The organism is Saccharomonospora sp. CUA-673, from assembly GCF_001942305.1.
Classification (GTDB): domain Bacteria; phylum Actinomycetota; class Actinomycetes; order Mycobacteriales; family Pseudonocardiaceae; genus Prauserella.
On record NZ_MKKE01000033.1, the window covers coordinates 23,684 to 39,302 of the forward strand.

The 15,619-nt window shown below is 70.3% G+C and carries 18 protein-coding genes and 1 pseudogene; 5 read left to right on the forward strand and 14 right to left on the reverse strand.

Annotation, left to right across the window (positions count from 1 at the left end; all coding sequences use genetic code 11):
* Window positions 1-4: 4 nt before the first annotated feature.
* Window positions 5-1,186: a YihY/virulence factor BrkB family protein gene (locus tag BJF85_RS15320; protein ID WP_083666476.1), complete on the reverse strand. Its 1,182-nt coding sequence runs from the start codon at window positions 1,184-1,186 to the stop codon at window positions 5-7.
* Window positions 1,187-1,463: 277 nt separating this feature from the next.
* On the opposite strand from BJF85_RS15320, the gene BJF85_RS15325 reads away from it, so the two are divergent.
* Window positions 1,464-3,242, forward strand: coding sequence for a DEAD/DEAH box helicase (locus BJF85_RS15325; RefSeq protein ID WP_075848406.1), 1,779 nt, complete (start codon window positions 1,464-1,466; stop codon window positions 3,240-3,242).
* A gap of 171 nt (window positions 3,243-3,413) precedes the next feature.
* On the opposite strand, the gene BJF85_RS15330 is transcribed toward BJF85_RS15325, so the two are convergent.
* A complete protein-coding gene (locus BJF85_RS15330; protein WP_075848408.1) occupies window positions 3,414-3,593 on the reverse strand; it encodes a hypothetical protein in 180 nt (59 codons plus the stop codon).
* Between the two features lie 230 nt (window positions 3,594-3,823).
* On the opposite strand from BJF85_RS15330, the gene BJF85_RS15335 reads away from it, so the two are divergent.
* The 3 genes from BJF85_RS15335 to BJF85_RS15345 all read left to right on the forward strand — a co-directional run bounded on the left by BJF85_RS15335 (window position 3,824) and on the right by BJF85_RS15345 (window position 5,590).
* A complete protein-coding gene (locus tag BJF85_RS15335) occupies window positions 3,824-4,717 on the forward strand; it encodes an EamA family transporter (RefSeq protein WP_083666430.1) in 894 nt (297 codons plus the stop codon).
* A 340-nt stretch (window positions 4,718-5,057) separates the two neighbouring features.
* Window positions 5,058-5,327 (forward strand): hypothetical protein, encoded by a 270-nt coding sequence (locus BJF85_RS15340; protein ID WP_075848412.1) that lies wholly within the window; start codon window positions 5,058-5,060, stop codon window positions 5,325-5,327.
* Window positions 5,324-5,590: a hypothetical protein gene (locus tag BJF85_RS15345; protein WP_075848414.1), complete on the forward strand. Its 267-nt coding sequence runs from the start codon at window positions 5,324-5,326 to the stop codon at window positions 5,588-5,590. Before BJF85_RS15340 ends, BJF85_RS15345 begins: the two co-directional genes overlap by 4 nt.
* Window positions 5,591-5,909: 319 nt before the next feature.
* On the opposite strand, the pseudogene BJF85_RS15350 reads toward BJF85_RS15345, so the two are convergent.
* The 12 genes and pseudogenes from BJF85_RS15350 to ppgK form a co-directional block, all read right to left on the reverse strand.
* A pseudogene (locus BJF85_RS15350) lies at window positions 5,910-6,419 on the reverse strand (DUF3558 domain-containing protein); the annotation flags it as partial.
* A gap of 115 nt (window positions 6,420-6,534) precedes the next feature.
* The gene (locus BJF85_RS15355; protein ID WP_158056958.1) at window positions 6,535-6,957 is read right to left on the reverse strand and encodes a hypothetical protein; all 423 of its coding nucleotides are present in this window, start codon (window positions 6,955-6,957) and stop codon (window positions 6,535-6,537) included.
* A 196-nt stretch (window positions 6,958-7,153) separates the two neighbouring features.
* Entirely contained in the window at window positions 7,154-7,702 is a 549-nt protein-coding gene (locus BJF85_RS15360) for an HK97 family phage prohead protease (protein ID WP_083666432.1), read from the reverse strand.
* Window positions 7,677-7,955, reverse strand: a complete 279-nt coding sequence (locus BJF85_RS15365) for a hypothetical protein (RefSeq protein WP_075848420.1) — start codon at window positions 7,953-7,955, stop codon at window positions 7,677-7,679. The genes BJF85_RS15360 and BJF85_RS15365 overlap by 26 nt, the downstream gene beginning before the upstream one ends.
* Complete coding sequence (locus BJF85_RS15370) at window positions 7,952-8,401, reverse strand: hypothetical protein (RefSeq protein ID WP_075848422.1); 450 nt, start codon at window positions 8,399-8,401, stop codon at window positions 7,952-7,954. The genes BJF85_RS15365 and BJF85_RS15370 overlap by 4 nt, the downstream gene beginning before the upstream one ends.
* Before the next feature lie 263 nt (window positions 8,402-8,664).
* On the reverse strand, window positions 8,665-8,826 hold the full coding sequence (locus BJF85_RS28035; RefSeq protein ID WP_158056960.1) for a hypothetical protein: 162 nt from the start codon (window positions 8,824-8,826) through the stop codon (window positions 8,665-8,667).
* A gap of 179 nt (window positions 8,827-9,005) precedes the next feature.
* Window positions 9,006-10,133, reverse strand: a complete 1,128-nt coding sequence (locus BJF85_RS15375; RefSeq protein WP_075848424.1) for an AAA family ATPase — start codon at window positions 10,131-10,133, stop codon at window positions 9,006-9,008.
* Window positions 10,130-10,438, reverse strand: a complete 309-nt coding sequence (locus BJF85_RS15380; RefSeq protein WP_075848426.1) for a hypothetical protein — start codon at window positions 10,436-10,438, stop codon at window positions 10,130-10,132. The genes BJF85_RS15375 and BJF85_RS15380 overlap by 4 nt, the downstream gene beginning before the upstream one ends.
* Before the next feature lies 1 nt (window position 10,439).
* Window positions 10,440-10,751: a hypothetical protein gene (locus tag BJF85_RS15385; protein ID WP_075848428.1), complete on the reverse strand. Its 312-nt coding sequence runs from the start codon at window positions 10,749-10,751 to the stop codon at window positions 10,440-10,442.
* A gap of 372 nt (window positions 10,752-11,123) precedes the next feature.
* Window positions 11,124-12,023: a tyrosine-type recombinase/integrase gene (locus BJF85_RS15390; protein ID WP_075848430.1), complete on the reverse strand. Its 900-nt coding sequence runs from the start codon at window positions 12,021-12,023 to the stop codon at window positions 11,124-11,126.
* A 93-nt stretch (window positions 12,024-12,116) separates the two neighbouring features.
* Window positions 12,117-13,550 (reverse strand): RNA polymerase sigma factor, encoded by a 1,434-nt coding sequence (locus BJF85_RS15395; RefSeq protein ID WP_075848721.1) that lies wholly within the window; start codon window positions 13,548-13,550, stop codon window positions 12,117-12,119.
* Between the two features lie 261 nt (window positions 13,551-13,811).
* Window positions 13,812-14,573, reverse strand: a complete 762-nt coding sequence (gene ppgK, locus BJF85_RS15400; RefSeq protein WP_075848432.1) for a polyphosphate--glucose phosphotransferase — start codon at window positions 14,571-14,573, stop codon at window positions 13,812-13,814.
* Window positions 14,574-14,658: 85 nt separating this feature from the next.
* Between ppgK and BJF85_RS15405 the strand changes: the two genes are divergently transcribed.
* Entirely contained in the window at window positions 14,659-15,507 is an 849-nt protein-coding gene (locus BJF85_RS15405; protein WP_369822187.1) for an inositol monophosphatase, read from the forward strand.
* Window positions 15,508-15,619: the final 112 nt, after the last annotated feature.

A 15,619-nucleotide genomic window follows, 5' to 3' on the forward strand; every position in this document is an offset into this window, starting at 1 on the left:
GTCGTCACCGGCCGCCGGGGCGGTCCTCGGCGGGCGGTGACTCGGGGGGCGGGGACTGCTCGTCGGACCCGCCGTTCCCACCGTTCCTGCGCGGCCTGCGCAGCGGCACGGTCGTGCGCTGCCACAGTGTGGGGCCGGACTCGGCCCGGAGCCGCTCGGCGGCCCGCTCCCGCTCCAGCCGCTGCCACGCGCGGCGCTGCCTGCGGGTCGGCTTGGCGGGCCACAGCTCCTGGATGGCGCTGTTGAAGTAGGCGCCGGCGACGATCGCCAGACCGATGGCGAACGCGAACAGCAGGAACGCGATCGGGGTGGCCAGTGCGCCGTAGGTGTAGCCGGTCGTGGTGATCCAGCCGATGTAGAGCCGCAGGCCCACACTGGAGAGCAGGAAGATCACCATGGCCAGCACGGCGCCCGGCAGGCCCCGGTGCCACGGCAGCTTCCGCGGCAGCGACAGCTTGTACAGCGTCGCCAGCGCGAGCACCAGCATGATCGCCGCGGTCGGGTAGTACAGCCTGCCCACCCATTCGGCGATCGTCGGGCGCCAACTCTCGGTGAAGAACTGCGGCAGCAGCTCGGGGCCGATCGCGATGATCGGCAGACCGACGATCAGCAGTGCCAGGCTGGCCATGTACAGCAGCAGCGCGAAGACCCGCTGCCACACCTCGTTGCGCACGCCGTACTGGTTGTGCGCCACGGTGATCGCGTCGACGAACGACGACATCGCCGACGACCCGGCCCACAGCGAGATCAGGAAGCCCACGGACACGATCTCGCCGCGACCCGTGGTGAGGATGTCGTTGACGGTCGGTTCGATGATCCGGCCGACGACGTTCTCGGAGAACACCATCTCGCAGAAGGCGATGATGTTGTCGTGGACCTGGCCGACGACCTTCTGGCCGAACCAGTCGCCGATGTAGCCGATCGCGCCCAGCAGGCCCAGCAGCAGCGGCGGCAGCGACAGCGTCTGCCAGAACGCGGCCTCGGCGGCCTCCGAGAAGATGTTGCCCTCCCACGCCTTGCTCATGGTCCGGCCGAGCAGGCGCAGCGGGCCCTTGCGGGTGGGCCCGGTCTGCGCACCGGTGGCCGGGCCGACCGAGGCTGCCGAACCGGCTGGGTCGGCCGGGCCGGCGGGTGCTGCTGCTGGGTCGTGCCCGTCGGCGGGGCTGTCGGAGTGCTGTCCGTTCATGGCGGGTCCCAGCATGGTCCATCCGGCCACCGACGTCGCGTCCGGCCACGCGATCGGTGTCGGCGTGTCGCACCCGAAGTCCGTGGTAGTGCTGCTGGGGACGGTGCCGGGGGCCGCGCGGCGGCCGCCACGGCCACCGGAGCCCCGCACCGGCCGGGTAGTCTGTCCGGCGCGCCCTCGCGTGCGACGGCCAGCGCAGGAGCCGGCCCCGCGTGGGGGCTTTTGCTGTGTGCCGGGTGAGGGTGTCGATTCTGGTGGGAAGGGGAGTGCATCGGCTTTGTCGGCGACGTCAGGTCAGGAAGCGGCTCGGACCCAGCAGGCCGAACGCGCGGTTGCTGCGCCCGAGGCGGGCAACGACGCGACCGCGCGCCCGTTGCGCGCCTGGCAGCGCCGGGCCCTGACCAAGTACCTCACGCAGCGGCCGAAGGACTTCCTCGCGGTCGCCACGCCGGGTGCCGGTAAGACCGTGTTCGGCCTGCGGATGGCCGCCGAGCTGCTCTCGGACCGCACCGTCGAGGCGATCACGATCGTCACGCCGACCGAGCACCTCAAGCACCAGTGGGCCGCCTCTGCGGCGGCCGCCGGCATCGCGATCGACTCGAACTTCCGCAACACGACCGGGGTCACCTCGTCCGACTACCAGGGCGTCGCGGTCACCTACGCCCAGATCGCGGCGCACCCGAACCTGCACCGGGTGCGCACCGAGAACCGCAAGACGCTCGTCATCCTCGACGAGATCCACCACGCAGGCGACGCCAAGTCGTGGGGCGAGGCAGTCGAGGAGGCCTGCACACCGGCCGTGCGCAGGCTCGCCCTCACCGGTACGCCGTTCCGTAGCGACGACTCGCCGATCCCGTTCGTGACCTACGAACCCGACGCCGACGGCGCGCTGCGCAGCAAGGCCGACAGCAGCTACAACTACGCCGACGCGCTGGCCGACGGCGTCGTGCGGCCCGTGGTGTTCCTCGCGTACTCCGGTGAGGCGTCGTGGCGCACCAGCGCGGGCGACGAGTTCACCGCGCGCCTGGGCGAGCCGCTCACGGCCGAACAGACCGCCCGCGCGTGGCGCACGGCGCTCGACCCGGGCGGCGAATGGGTGCCGTCCGTGCTGCAGGCGGCAGAGACGCGGCTGAGTCAGCTGCGTGCGGGTGGGTTGCCGGACGCAGGTGGCCTCGTGATCGCCACCGACCAGGACTCGGCTCGGGCGTACGCGAAGATCCTGCACCGCATCTCCGGGGAGCCGCCGGTGGTGGTGCTCTCCGACGATCCGAAGGCCACGAAACGCATCGGCGAGTTCGCCGAGTCGACCGAGCGCTGGCTCGTCGCGGTGCGCATGGTCTCCGAAGGCGTCGACGTGCCGCGGCTGGCCGTCGGTGTGTACGCCACGAGCGCCTCGACGCCGCTGTTCTTCGCCCAGGCCATCGGCCGCTTCGTGCGTGCCCGGCAGCCGGGGGAGACGGCGAGCATCTTCCTGCCCAGCGTGCCCGTGCTGCTCGAGCTGGCCAGCCAGCTGGAGGCCGAACGCGATCACGTCCTGGGCAAGCCGCACCGCGAGAAGGACGGCTGGGACGACGAGCTGCTGCTGGCCGCCAACCGCACCGAGGACGAACCGGGCGAGGAGGAGAAGGCGTTCACGTCACTGGGCGCCTCGGCCGAGCTCGACCAGGTCATCTACGACGGCAACTCGTTCGGCACCGCCGTGTTCTCGGGCAGCGAGGAGGAGCAGGAGTACCTGGGCCTGCCGGGGCTGCTCGAACCGGACCAGGTGCGGGCCCTGCTGCGCAAGCGGCAGGAGGAGCAGCTCGCGGACGACAAGCGGCGCAAACCGCAGGAGCAGACCGCGCCCGAGCCTGCGGCCAAGCCGCAGGCGGTCGGGGAGCGGATCCACGCCCTGCGCAAGGAGCTGAACGCGCTCGTGGGCGTCCATCACCACCGCACGCGCAAGCCGCACGGCGCGATCCACAACGAGCTGCGGCGGATCTGCGGTGGGCCGCCGACCGCGATGGCCACCATCGAGCAGCTCGAGGAGCGGATCGCCACACTGCGCTCCTGGTGAGCACTGCGCTCCTGGTGAGCCGCCGCTGGGCCGTCCGGGGTCACCCGTGCGCGATGGACCCGACGATGCACGAAGGGCCGGAACCCGCCCGGGTTCCGGCCCTTCGTGTCTCACGTTGTGCGCCGTGCCTGCCGAGGCTCGGTCAGGTAGGGGTCACGGCTGGTTGATGGCCTACGACTGGATGTCGGCCTGCATTTCCTTGAGCTTGGCCTCGTACTCACGGCCGTGGTGTCCGCAGAAGAGCAGTTCGCCACCGCTGGGGAGTACCGCCCGCAACTGGGCGGCGGCTCCGCACCGGTCGCAGCGGTCCGCGCGGGTCAGTTCGGGGCGGGTGAGCGTCGGTGAAGTCATGGGAGTCTCCCTCCGTCCCGGCATCGGCGAACCGATGCCATCAATTCAGCCGCGAGAACGATCCGGCTCCGTTGGCCGACTTCGTCGTTCGCTGCTTCCACTCTTACAGACGTTTCCGTGTCCGCAAGTGTTCCCACGCCGGTGGGAGGTGTGTCACGTTGCATTACTCCACTCGTCGCACGGCCGTTTCCGCAGGTCCGCGGTCCCGGCCCCTGAGCAGGGCGTTTTCCATGCTCAGGCAGGATGATGACGTGGACATCTCGGCTGCGAAACGACGTCTTGACACCGTTCCGGCGCCGGCCTTGTTCGTTCTCAGCGGAATTTCGATCTACGTGGGCGCGGCCGTCGCCGTGTGGCTGTTCGAGGCCGCGACCCCGGCCGGTGTGGCGTGGCTGCGCTGTCTGGGTGCCGCTGTGATCCTGCTCGCATGGCGCCGGCCCGGACGGGAGGCCTGGCGAGGCAAGCCGCTGCTGCTGGCGGGCACGTTCGGCGTCGTGACGGCCCTGATGAACGTCGTGTACTACGAGGCGATCGCCCGGTTGCCGCTCGGTACGGCCACCGCGATCGAGTTCGTGGGCCCCGTGCTCGTCGCCGCGCTCGGCTCGCGCACGAAGCGGGACTTCGCCGCGTTGACCCTCGTCATCGCGGGGGTGTTGGCCATCGCCGACGTCCAGTGGAGCGGCAGTCCGTCCGGTGTCGCGTTCGCGCTGGCCGCCGCGGCGGCCTGGGCGGGCTACATCGTGCTCGGCAAGAAGGTCGCCCTCGGCGGCAACGGCATCGACAGCCTGGCGGTCGGCTTCACCGTCGCGACCGTCGTGCTGAGCCCCCTGGCGCTCGGCACGGGCGGCGTGTGGGGCGAGCCGGACCTGATGCTGCTCGGCATCGGCGTCGGCGTGCTCTCGACCGTCGTGCCCTACTGCCTCGACCAGATCGTGCTGCGGCGCGTCGGGCAGGCGCGGTTCGCGGTGCTGCTGGCGCTGCTGCCGGTCACGGCGAGCATCGTCGGGTTCCTCGTGCTGGACCAGGTGCCCGCGCTGACGGAGGCGATCGGCATCCTCGCCGTCGTCGGCGGCGTGCTGCTCCGGTCGGCCGACACCGACAGATCCGTCCGCGAACCCCCGTAGCGACGCCGGCCGGGTTTCCGGCCACAGTGGACACCGGTGGGCGCGGGTTTCCGTTGAGGGAGCGGGAAACCGTGTCCACGTCGCATGTGGATGTTTCAGGTTCGGGCCGGGTCGCGATACGGCGACGGCCGCCGACCCGGGTGGGGTCGACGGCCGTGGCCGGTGCGCGGAGTCTCAGTCCAGGTAGTCGCGCAGTGTTAGAGACTCGAGCGGCATGCTTGACCAGCGAATATGCAGGTCGCCAGCATCCGGCGAGGCGGAAATACCTTGGACTGAGGCGGCCCCGGACGCGGTGACTCAACCACCGGCCGGGGCCTTGACCGAGAAGGGACCTCGGCCCGTGTTCACGATATGTCTCGCGGTCGCGTGCGCACTACTCGTCGCGACTGCTCTCACGTTCGCTCTGCGCGCCCGCCACTGGCGACGGCAGGCCGACAAGTACAAGATCGCGTTCGGCGCCGCCAGCGGCGCTGCGGCCCGCACCCGCGGCGCTGTGGAACAGCTTGCCGAGCGACTGCGCACCCACTCCGATCACGGGCTCAGCCCTGACGTCGCGGAGATGTTTGCCGACAAGTTCGAGCACGCCGCGCGGTGGGGTGAGGTCCAGTGACCGCGGCCGCCAACGAAGTGGCGCTCGAACGCGTCGAGGCGATGCACGACGGCGGCGTCGTGGCCTACCGCGTCACGCTCGCCGGCCGGTGGGTCGGTTGGGTCGGCGACGGTGCCCCGTGGCGCGGCCACGGCTACGGCGGCCGCCGCTGGTGGGCCTGCTGGCGCCAGGACGGCGACACCGCCGCCCGGTGGTCGTCCGAACTCGAGTACCCAACCCGTGCGCGCGCCCTGGCCGCGCTGGTCGCTCGCATCACGCCCTAAGGCACCTGCCGTCAACGTCGCTGACGAGACTCTCGTCAGCGGCCTTGTCGGCAGTGTGTCGACTCCGCGGTTTCCTTGGCACCGTTCGCCGCGGTGAACCCTGCTCGGTCGTCGGCCACGGCCTCGAGCACGGGAAGACGGGTCCCTACGTAAGCCGCCGTGACGTAGGCACGGTTACTCGGCCGCTGATCCCGGCCAGTGGACATACCTCGGCACGCCGCGCGTCCTTGTCGACGCGCGGCCGGTAGTGCTGGGCGGGTGTAAACGGAGCAGGGATAAAGCCCGACCGAGCGAAGCGAGGGAGGGCCCCTCGGTATGTCTACTTCAGGTTCTCGATCATCGCGCCGGCCACGACCTCGGCGACGCGGCATCCCTGCGGGTAGTCGTCGTTACCCGGATCCAGGCGCGCCATGACCGTGACGACGTAGTTGTCGGACAGGCCAACCTGCAAGCTGCACACACCCTGGTCGCGCAGGTCGCCCTGGTTGCCGGTGACAACCGCGGGGTAGCCGTCGACCTCGGTCGGCTCGAACACCGCGACGTCGTTCCTGGTGGCGTAGACGTCCGCGAGACCGTTCGTCATCGTCGGTAGCTGCACGAACGTCACCGTGGATGCTTCGTCGGCGCTGTAGCGGTGCTGGCACACCCACTCGCCGTCGTCGAGCTGATCGGGTTCGCCAGGGTTCAGCCGCAGCTCGCTGAGCTGCTGGTCGGACAACGCCGCGCAGGGATCCTGCTCGAGCGGCGCGGTGTCGAGCGGGTTGGCGACCTGCGGAACCTCGCCACCGGTATCGGCCGGCGCGGACGTCGCCGGTGCCGACGGACTCGGTGCCGGCGACTCGGCGCGACGGCATCACCTTCGGTGTCCGAACCGCAGCCAGCCAGGATGAGACCAGCGACGGCGGCAATGACAGCAGCGCCTGTGGCGCGACGGCGGTTGTGCATCACAGCATCCCGTTACCGGACTGGCGTGCGTCGTCGGCGGCCTGTTCGTCGGTGGCCTCGGTGACGCCCTTCGCGTTCTTGAGTGCCTTGATGTACTCGTTGCAGTGGTTGATCATGGCGTTCGTCTGCTCGAGCAGCGCCTGTCCGGATTGGCCGGCGGAGCCGACGAACATGGTGCTGGCCGGCTCTTCGGCCGGCTTGTCCACGTTCGCGACCTTCTCCACCTGGATGAGGTCCTTCTCGAGATCGTCGCGCAGCTGTTCCCACTGCCTGATGACGTTGTCGATCTCCTCCGGGTCGAACCGGTAGCCCCCGCCGTTGCCGCTGGCGTTGGCTTCCGCAATGAAGCTACCTACCGCGGCGCCTGAAGCGACGCCCATCATCGGCATAGGCATGCCCTGGGCTGGTTCGGGTGTCGACATGGGTTCCCCTCTCGTCATCGGCTGCGCACCGTGCGTGACTCTAGCTGTGACGTCCACTGCCTGTCACAGGGTTCCCAACAATCGCGCAGACCCCTGAACGGGGGATGAGTAAGGCTGGCGGCTGTCGACGCGCAGCTCGGCGAGATGAGCAACGCCCGCCCCAGCGTTCGGGACGGGCGATGCTTCGTCCTGCCGGTCAGCCGTTCGCGGCGATGTCGGCGAGCACCCCGTCGAGCTTCGGGGTGGGCCGCCGGTCGGCCACCCGGTCGATACGGGCCGAACGGAACGCCGGGTGCAACACGATCGACAGCTCGGCAATGCGCACGTTGCGGCGCACCACCACGGGCGGCAGGCCGTCCCGCTCGGGCCGGTAGTGCTCGTCGTCCCGCGGCGACGGGTGGAAACCGATGCTGATCGCGAACATGAGCCCGGCCGCCCACCTGCGCCGCCACCCCTCGGTTTCCTCCTCCGTGCCTACCAGCTCGGCGGTGAACGTCAGGCCACGGCCGACGACGATCTCCGAGGCGTCGACGCGGCCCACGGGTGGCCGTGTCTGGTCGTGGGAGATCAGCAGCGGCACGCCGCGGGGCCGGCGCGAAATGGGCACGGACTGCTCGTCGAACACCTCGTGCACCACGCCGAGGGTGCGGTCGTTCACCAGGGCCGGTTCATCGAACGGCACGGCCACACCGGTCAGGAACCGGCCACCGTCGACAACCTCAACCGTCGCCACCTCTCTCGCCACGGTCCACCTCCGTCGCCAGTGCCGTGGTGCGCATGCCGCGCACCGTCATCGCCGAACGGATCGCCACGCCCTCACGCAGCGCCACCTCCAGCGCCTCGACCTGCGAGGCGTCGCGGCGCCGGTGCGCCGGCTTGATGTCGGCGTCGCCGTCCTTGACCCAGCACCACAGCTCCGGATGTTCGGCCAGGTCGTCACGGTCGGCGGCCGGCCAGTGCTCGGCCACCGCGAACGGGTCCTGCTGCCACTCGCTCATGCCGCCACCCCCTCGACGGCGGCCGGGTGTTCGGCGACGAACGCATCCAACTCGGCCTTCGCGCGGTCGTACTCGGCCGACCAGTACTCGACCCAGTAGGCCGCGGTTTCCTCGCTCGGCCCGTCCGTCGACGGGGCGCGGTCGTCCCGCATCCGCAGCGCCAACGCGTACTGCTCCTTGGCGTTCTGCACGTTCTCCTCGAGCTGCCGGCCCCGGCCCAGCACGCGGGCACGGTCGCGCTCGCGCTGACGCTCGGCCGCAGCCTGCGCCTCGGCAGTGGCCACCCGCTCGGCCTCGGCGGCCCGTTCGGCAAACACCAGCGACCGCACCATCTCGGCCACCTGGCGCGGCACCCGCAGCCGGTCCGCGTACTGCTCGGCCAGCGCCGCCGGCGTCATCGACAACTCGCCGGCCAGCCGGTCGAGCGGAACATCCCTGTTAGACATGCCTGATTTCCTTCCTGTTGCGGTCTTCACTACGGCTGCACGCCCTGCCGCGTGCCTGGCGGTTGTGTGGAAAATGGCGGGGAGAGATCCCGACTCGCCCCGGGGGTCCGGGTGGGTCTGTCCCAAAAGGACACCCGGGGTTCACAGGTGGTGGTTCCGGTCGCCGGCGCGGTGTCGTCGCGCGGTGACGACGGCAATGGCGAGGTTCGCGGCTACAGCGGCGAGCGCAGCGGCGTTGATGACATCCACGAGGTCCACGCCGCTCACCGACTTTCGCCGAGAACGTTGCGAAGCGCGTCGTCGACGGCAATCTCGAGCACGTGCGAGCAGTCGGCGCGGTGCAGTAGTTCGGCGGTGATGTCGTGCTCGGCGTACGGGTGGGTCATGCGGGTGTTCTCCTGTCGGTTGATCCGGGGGACCTTCACGCCCCCTGTCCCTAAAGGGACAGTGGGGAGCGTGAGGGGGTCCGGGCGTGAGGGTGTGTGAAGGGCTTCGTGAAGCTCTGACGTGCTGAAATGTTCGGAGCGTGGAGCCCGTGAAGGGGAACGTGAGGGGGTCACGCCGGAACGGGTGCGTGAAGGGTCCGTGAGGGGTCGCGTGAAGGTCACCAGGCACCCCCGGCGGCGTAGTAGCGGGCGGGCGTGCCGCCTTCCCGGGTGCCGTCGACGCGCTTCGCGAGCCCGTCGGCCGCGAGCCGTTCGAGCTTGCGGCGGGCGCGTTCGGTTTGCGCCGCGCTGGGCGTCTCCGTGGTGTACAGCGCCCGGGCTAGGTCTTTCGCGGTCGCACCGTTGGCGCCAGCCGCGTGCAATACGGCGAACGGGTCCATGTCGCCTTGCACGTTGGTGGTGCCGTGTTCGTGGTCGTGGGTGAGCGTCCACGGCCCGACTTCGTTCATGGGCTGCTTCACGTGCCGCATTCCGACGAGCGGGTCTCCGGGACTGCCGACGAGTAGCACGACCGACCCGCATCCGGTCGTGAGCCACGTCGAGCCGTACACGTCGGCGATGCTGTTCGGCTCGCCACCGTTGGCGTTGCGCTTCACGGTGTGGTGCAGTTCGAGCACCTGCACGCCCTCGGTGAGCGCGGCCTGTCGGGCGCGGTTGTAGCCGGCGCCCACCTCGTCGGCCGACAGGCCGACGGCGGCGTCCTTGAGGCTGTCGACGACCATCGTGTCGGCGCCGGCGTCGTCGCACATGCGCGCGAGCAGTCGCGGGTGCTGCGCGAGGTCGTAGGGCGGCGGCCCTTGCCACACGGTGAGCCGCTCGGCGAGCGCGTCGCGGTCGGCTTCGGTGAACTGGCGGCCCATCGCTCGCACGATCTGGCGTGGCCGGTCCATCGCGAGGTACAGCACGCGTCGACCGCCCGGCGTGACGGGCAAGCCGAGCAGTTGGTTACTCAGGCCCATGCGGGCGCGCACGAGCTGCACGGCGAGCGTGGTCTTTCCGAGCCCGTTTCCCGCTGCGATCATCAGCGCTTCGCCCTCGGGCCAGAGCACATCGTTTCCGGTGCCCCAGACCGCCGGGATGCGGGCGGGCGCGTCGAGGACGAACGCCGCGCCGTCGACATACCGCGTCGCATGCGACTGCTCCGGCGGCGGCGTCGACGGCGGGCCGCCGGCGGTGTCCACCGTGTCGACAGCCTCGGCGTGCTCGGGACCGGCGAGATACACGACCTCGCCTGATTCCGGGTCCCAGTCGGCCGGGGCCTCGTGGCCGTAGCCCTCGGGGATCACGCGGCCACCCCCTCGGCGAGCACGGCCTCGGAGATCTCCGAGAGCAGGCCGAGGTCGCGCAGGTGGTACCAGGCGAGCCGGGCGGCCTCGGTGTTCCGGGGCGAGGGCACTACGGCGGCGAGGTGGTCGAGCGGGTCGACGTGGCCGCAGGGCAACGGCGCCAACCGGCGTGACACGGCGCGGCGACGACGGTCGAGGCCCACGTCGGGGTGCGGCGCTACACTGGCCGTGGTCCCGCTGCCCTGGTGATCGCTTTCCGCCCCGGTGCTGCCTGTCACGGCGCCGGGGCGTTTCTGTGCCCCCACGTCAGGCCGCCTCGCCCTTGCCGGGGGAGTCCAGTTCGGACAGTTCAGCCTCGGCGGCGCGGATCTTGGAGCGGGCGCGGGAGGATTTGAACGCAAGCCGTTGCATGTGGAGCCGGCGGGCAGCCTCGGCGCGCCGGGACAGCTCGGGCTCAGCGACGTTCGGGTCGTCGGCCAGGACCTGTTGCCGGAACTTCTCCAGTAGGCCGGATTGTCCGCGCGCGGCGTTCGCGGCCGGCGTCTCCTTCGCCCAGCGGGCGAGTGCTGCGATACGGGCGCGCTGAGATCGCTGCTCGGGAGTGAGCGAGGACGACATAGGCTCTCCTCGCCGTCGCCCGGAGAGTGGGGCGCGGCGGCGGCGGGGAGCGTGGCCAGTGCCCGCCGGTGGCCTATGCAGTTACCTCGCCGATGCTAGCATGCGGCATGCCAGGTGCTACGAAAGCGGAGTTTGGTCCCGCGCGCCGCGTGCGGATTGTCTGCCGCTGCGGCCGGAAGATCGGCCAGGGGCCTCCGTGGGAATACCAGCACAACGGCAACCCTGGCGGACTCTGGCTCGAGTTCCAGTGCCAGTGCGGCGAAAGCTGGCGCCCGAACCGGCAGACGTTCACCCGTGTCGTCCTCGCGCGGCTCCGCGAGCAGCACGGGTCGCGGCGAGTGATCCGACTTCCACTCTGACCCTCGGGGAGGGTCACGATCCGAAGTCTCCGAGGTTGAGGCCGCGCGCTTCGGCGGCGGCGCGTTCGGCGGCGGTGGCTTGCGTGTAGCGGTCGAGCATGTCCCGCCGGGTCCAGCCGGCCACGGTCATGAGCCCGCCCTCGGACCCCTTGGCGGACAGCCACCGTTGCGCCGCGGTGTGGCGGGTCAGGTGCGGGTGGAAACCCTCGATACCGGCCAGTTCGGCGCGGTACTTGAGCGCCGAGTGCAGGCCGTAATAGGTGAAGCCCTTGCCACGGTCACCGAGCCACAGTTGATCGGTGTCGGCGAGCCGGTGGGCCTTGCGCAACCGTAGGTAGCGGTCGATGGCCCGGCCGGTCTGCGGGCCGAACGGCACGACCCGGCCCTTGCGGCCCTTGCCGCGGATCACCGCCGAGCCGTGGGCGAGGTCGATACCGGAGACGGTCATGTCGACGACCTCGCCGGCGCGCACGATCGCCTCGAGCATGAACCGCACGATCGCCTCGTCTCGCCGCTCGCGAAACGCCTTGCCGCCGCACGCCTGAATCAGCGCGCGGCACTGCTCGTCGGACAGCCGCTCGACCACCTTGTGGTCGAGCTTCGGCGGCTTGAGGCCGAGTAGCTCGTCGCGGTCGATCTCCTCTTCCTCGGCCAGCCAGGCTGAGAACCGGCGCACGCCGAGTTGGCGAGACCGCACCGTCGAGGCTTCCCGCCCGTCGTCGAGCAGGGCGGCGGTGAAGGCGTTGACGGTGGCCCGGTCGAGCACCGGCGGGATGCCCTCGCGCTCGCAGTAGGCCACGAACGCGCGCACGCCGTCGGTGTAGCTCTTGATCGTCTGCGGGCTCTTGCGTTCGGCCTTCAGGTGCAGCGTCCACGACTCGAGCAACGCGGGCAGGTCGAGACTATCGCTCATAGAGCGATATCTTGACTGTCTCCGGCATGCTTGACAAGATAAGGGCCGTTGACCCGCATTTTCGCAGGTCAACGGCCCAATTATCCGAAAGCGTCAGTCCAGGTAGTCGCGCAGCACCTGGGACCGGGACGGGTGACGCAGCTTGGACATCGTCTTCGACTCGATCTGCCGGATCCGCTCGCGCGTGACCCCGTAGACCTGACCGATCTCGTCTAAAGTCCTCGGCTGGCCGTCGGTGAGGCCGAAGCGGAGGCGGACCACGCCGGCCTCACGCTCGGAGAGCGTCTGCAGCACCGACTGCAGCTGGTCCTGCAGCAACGTGAACGACACCGCGTCCACGGCCACGACCGCCTCGGAGTCCTCGATGAAGTCGCCGAGCTGCGAGTCGCCCTCGTCGCCGATCGTCTGGTCGAGCGAGATCGGCTCGCGAGCGTACTGCTGGATCTCCAGGACCTTCTCCGGGGAGATGTCCATCTCCTTGGCGAGCTCCTCGGGCGTGGGCTCGCGGCCCAGGTCCTGCAGCAGCTCACGCTGGATCCGGCCGAGCTTGTTGATGACCTCGACCATGTGCACCGGGATCCGGATGGTGCGGGCCTGGTCGGCCATGGCGCGGGTGATCGCCTGGCGGATCCACCACGTCGCGTAGGTGGAGAACTTGAAGCCCTTGGTGTAGTCGAACTTCTCGACGGCGCGGATCAGACCGAGGTTGCCTTCCTGAATGAGGTCCAGGAACGCCATGCCGCGGCCGGTGTAGCGCTTCGCGAGCGACACGACCAGTCGCAGGTTCGCCTCGAGCAGGTGGCTCTTGGCACGCTCCCCGTCGCGGATGATCCACTTCAGGTCGCGGCGCATCTGGGTGGTGAGCTTCTCGCCCTTCTCCTCGATGACGCGCATCCGCTCGGTGGCGTAGAGCCCGGCCTCGATGCGCTTGGCGAGCTCCACCTCCTCCTCGGCGTTGAGCAGGGCGACCTTGCCGATCTGCTTCAGGTACGCGCGCACGGAGTCGGCCGAGGCGGTGAGCTCGGCGTCCTTGCGGGCCTGCCGCAGGGCCTCCGACTCCTCCTCGTCCCACACGAAGTCGCCGTCGGCGGAGGCCTGCTTCTTCTTGCCGCTGGGAGCCTCCTCCGCCTCGGGTTCGGCCTCCTCGGCCTCCTCCTCGGTCACGGTCGCGTCGACGACGTCGACCTCGACCGCGTCGACATCCAGGTCGGACAGGTCGACGTCCTCGACATCGGCGCCGTCGGCCGGAAGCTCCGCGCCATCGGCACCCTCGGCGCCCTCGGCGTCCTTCTTCGACTTGGCCGAGCCTGCCGCCTTCTTCCGAGTGGTGGACTTCGCGGGAGACTTCTTCGCGGCCGTCTTGCGCGCAGGCTTGGCCGCTGTCGCTTCCGGCTCCGTCGCGTCCGTACCGTCGGCGGCCGCCGTCTCCTCGGCTGTCGCTTGCTCGGCGGGGCTCGTTGTCTTCGTCCCGCTTCGGGTTGCGGTCTTTGCGGCTGCCACGTACGCCCTTTCGCAGCGGTCGATCATGACGAACCGGTACGCAAGCGTCCCGGCTGCCTTGGATTCGGGGGACATGCCCCCAACCTGCGGATTCGAGTCCCGCAGTCGAGGGCCGTGTTCCATTGTAACGACGTCACCGCTCAGAGTCGGCGAGCGATCACGTTTTTCGCGTCGGAAACACCGGCGAGCACGGGCGCAACAGGCCCGTCACGCCCGGGCCCTCCCGGGCTGGTGCGCGTGCGGAGCGGTCCGGTCCGCGCTCGACCAGGGGTTGGGTCCCCGGTCCGCTCAGGGCTCGATGCCCTCGGCGGCCGCGGCCGCCGCACCGACGATCCCGGCGTTGTTCTGCAACGACGCCGCCACGACCGGTGTCCGATTCGTCAGCAGAGGTACCCATTTGTGTGCTTTCTTGCTCACGCCGCCCCCGACGATGAACAGATCGGGCCAGATCAGGTTCTCCAACACGGTCAGGTAACGATCGACGCGGACCGCCCACTGCTCGTACGAGAGCTCCTCGCGTTCCTTGGCAGAGGCTGCCGCCCGTGTCTCGGCGTCGTGGCCGTCGACCTCGATGTGCCCGAACTCGGTGTTGGGTGTGAGCTTGCCGTCGTCGAACAGCGCGCTGCCGATCCCGGTGCCGAAGGTCAGCAGCGCCGTGACGCCCTGCCGGGCCGCGGGGTCGCCGAAGCGCATCTCCGCCATGCCCGCGGCGTCGGCGTCGTTGAGCATGGCGACGTCCTCGCGGGAGCGGCCGAGCCGCTTGGCGAACAGCGCATCGGCGTCCGTGCCGATCCAGCTGGGATCGATGTTGGCCGCGGTCTGCGCGATGCCCTTCTTGACCACGGCCGGCAACGTCACACCGAGCGGACCGTCCCACTCGAAGTGCTCGACGATCTCGGCCACGACGTCGGCCACGGCCTCGGGGGTCGCCGGATGCGGCGTCTCGATGCGCAGCCGGTCGCCGATGAACTCACCCGTGTCGAGGTCGACGAGCGCACCCTTGATCCCGGTGCCACCGACATCGATGCCGAACCCCCGCGTCGCCGTCATCGGCGTCGCCCCTTCCTGTTCGATTCAGATTCCTGGCCGGAGACTGTAGCGGGAGACCGCAGGCCGGTGTGTTCCTATAGGCGGTGTGAACGCTGCTGAACAGACGAACGCCGGATCCGCCCTCCCGTATGCCGCCCTGCTGGAGGTGGCCGAGAAGGTCGCGGTCGAGGCGGCCGAGTTCGTCGCCGCCGAACGCACCAAGATGCTCGACGGGACCGCCGTGGACGTGCAGTCCAAGAGTCACCGCACGGACGTCGTCACCGCGGTGGACGTGGCCTCCGAGCAGCTCGTGCGGGACCGGCTCGCGCAGCTGCGTCCCGGCGATGCCGTGCTGGGCGAGGAGGCCGGCGGCGAGGCCGGCACCGGCGCCGACGCGGTCACCTGGGTCGTCGACCCGATCGACGGCACCGTGAACTTCCTCTACGGGGCGCCGCACTTCGCGGTGTCGCTGGCCGCGCAGATCGACGGTGAGTCGGTCGCGGGCGTGGTCGTCGAGCCGGTGAGTCGGCGGCGCTGGACGGCCGTGCGCGGCGGCGGGGCGTGGCTGGACGGGCGCCGGCTGGCCGTGTCGGAGCCGAGCGGGCTCGACATGACGTTGCTGGGTACCGGGTTCGCCTACCTGCCCGAGCGCAGGCGCCGGCAGGCGGCGATGGTGTCGGGGCTGGCCGGCCACGTGCGCGACATCCGCTGCGCCGGCGCCGCCTCGCTCGATCTGTGCCACGTGGGCGCGGGCTGGACCGATGCCTTCGTCGAGCACGGTCTGTCGCGTTGGGATTGGGCCGCGGGTGCGCTCGTGGCGCGGGAGGCCGGCGCGGTGGTGTCGGTACCCGGCGAGGATCCGGAACTGGGCGAGGACGGCACGTTCGCCGCTGCCCCGTCGATCGCCGACGAGCTGCGCGCGATGGTGCTGGAGCTCGGGGTGCGCGACATCTGAGCCGGCCGAGCCGGGCCGCCCGAGCAGTCGTCCGGGGACACTGTGTCGCCTCCCGCTGTGTCGCCTCGAGTCGGCGCCTCGGGCTCGGTGCTTCGGGCTCGGTGCTTCGGGC

What these genes read in the sequence shown, in the direction of transcription:
- BJF85_RS15320 (WP_083666476.1), bottom strand. Translation starts at nt 1,186, where the DNA reads ATGAACGGACAGCACTCCGACAGCCCCGCCGACGGGCACGACCCAGCA.
- BJF85_RS15330 (WP_075848408.1), bottom strand. Translation starts at nt 3,593, where the DNA reads ATGACTTCACCGACGCTCACCCGCCCCGAACTGACCCGCGCGGACCGC.
- BJF85_RS15335 (WP_083666430.1), top strand. Translation starts at nt 3,824, where the DNA reads ATGCTCAGGCAGGATGATGACGTGGACATCTCGGCTGCGAAACGACGT.
- BJF85_RS15355 (WP_158056958.1), bottom strand. Translation starts at nt 6,957, where the DNA reads ATGTCGACACCCGAACCAGCCCAGGGCATGCCTATGCCGATGATGGGC.
- BJF85_RS15365 (WP_075848420.1), bottom strand. Translation starts at nt 7,955, where the DNA reads ATGAGCGAGTGGCAGCAGGACCCGTTCGCGGTGGCCGAGCACTGGCCG.
- BJF85_RS15370 (WP_075848422.1), bottom strand. Translation starts at nt 8,401, where the DNA reads ATGTCTAACAGGGATGTTCCGCTCGACCGGCTGGCCGGCGAGTTGTCG.
- BJF85_RS15385 (WP_075848428.1), bottom strand. Translation starts at nt 10,751, where the DNA reads ATGTCGTCCTCGCTCACTCCCGAGCAGCGATCTCAGCGCGCCCGTATC.
- BJF85_RS15390 (WP_075848430.1), bottom strand. Translation starts at nt 12,023, where the DNA reads ATGAGCGATAGTCTCGACCTGCCCGCGTTGCTCGAGTCGTGGACGCTG.
- BJF85_RS15395 (WP_075848721.1), bottom strand. Translation starts at nt 13,550, where the DNA reads ATGATCGACCGCTGCGAAAGGGCGTACGTGGCAGCCGCAAAGACCGCA.
- ppgK (WP_075848432.1), bottom strand. Translation starts at nt 14,573, where the DNA reads ATGACGGCGACGCGGGGGTTCGGCATCGATGTCGGTGGCACCGGGATC.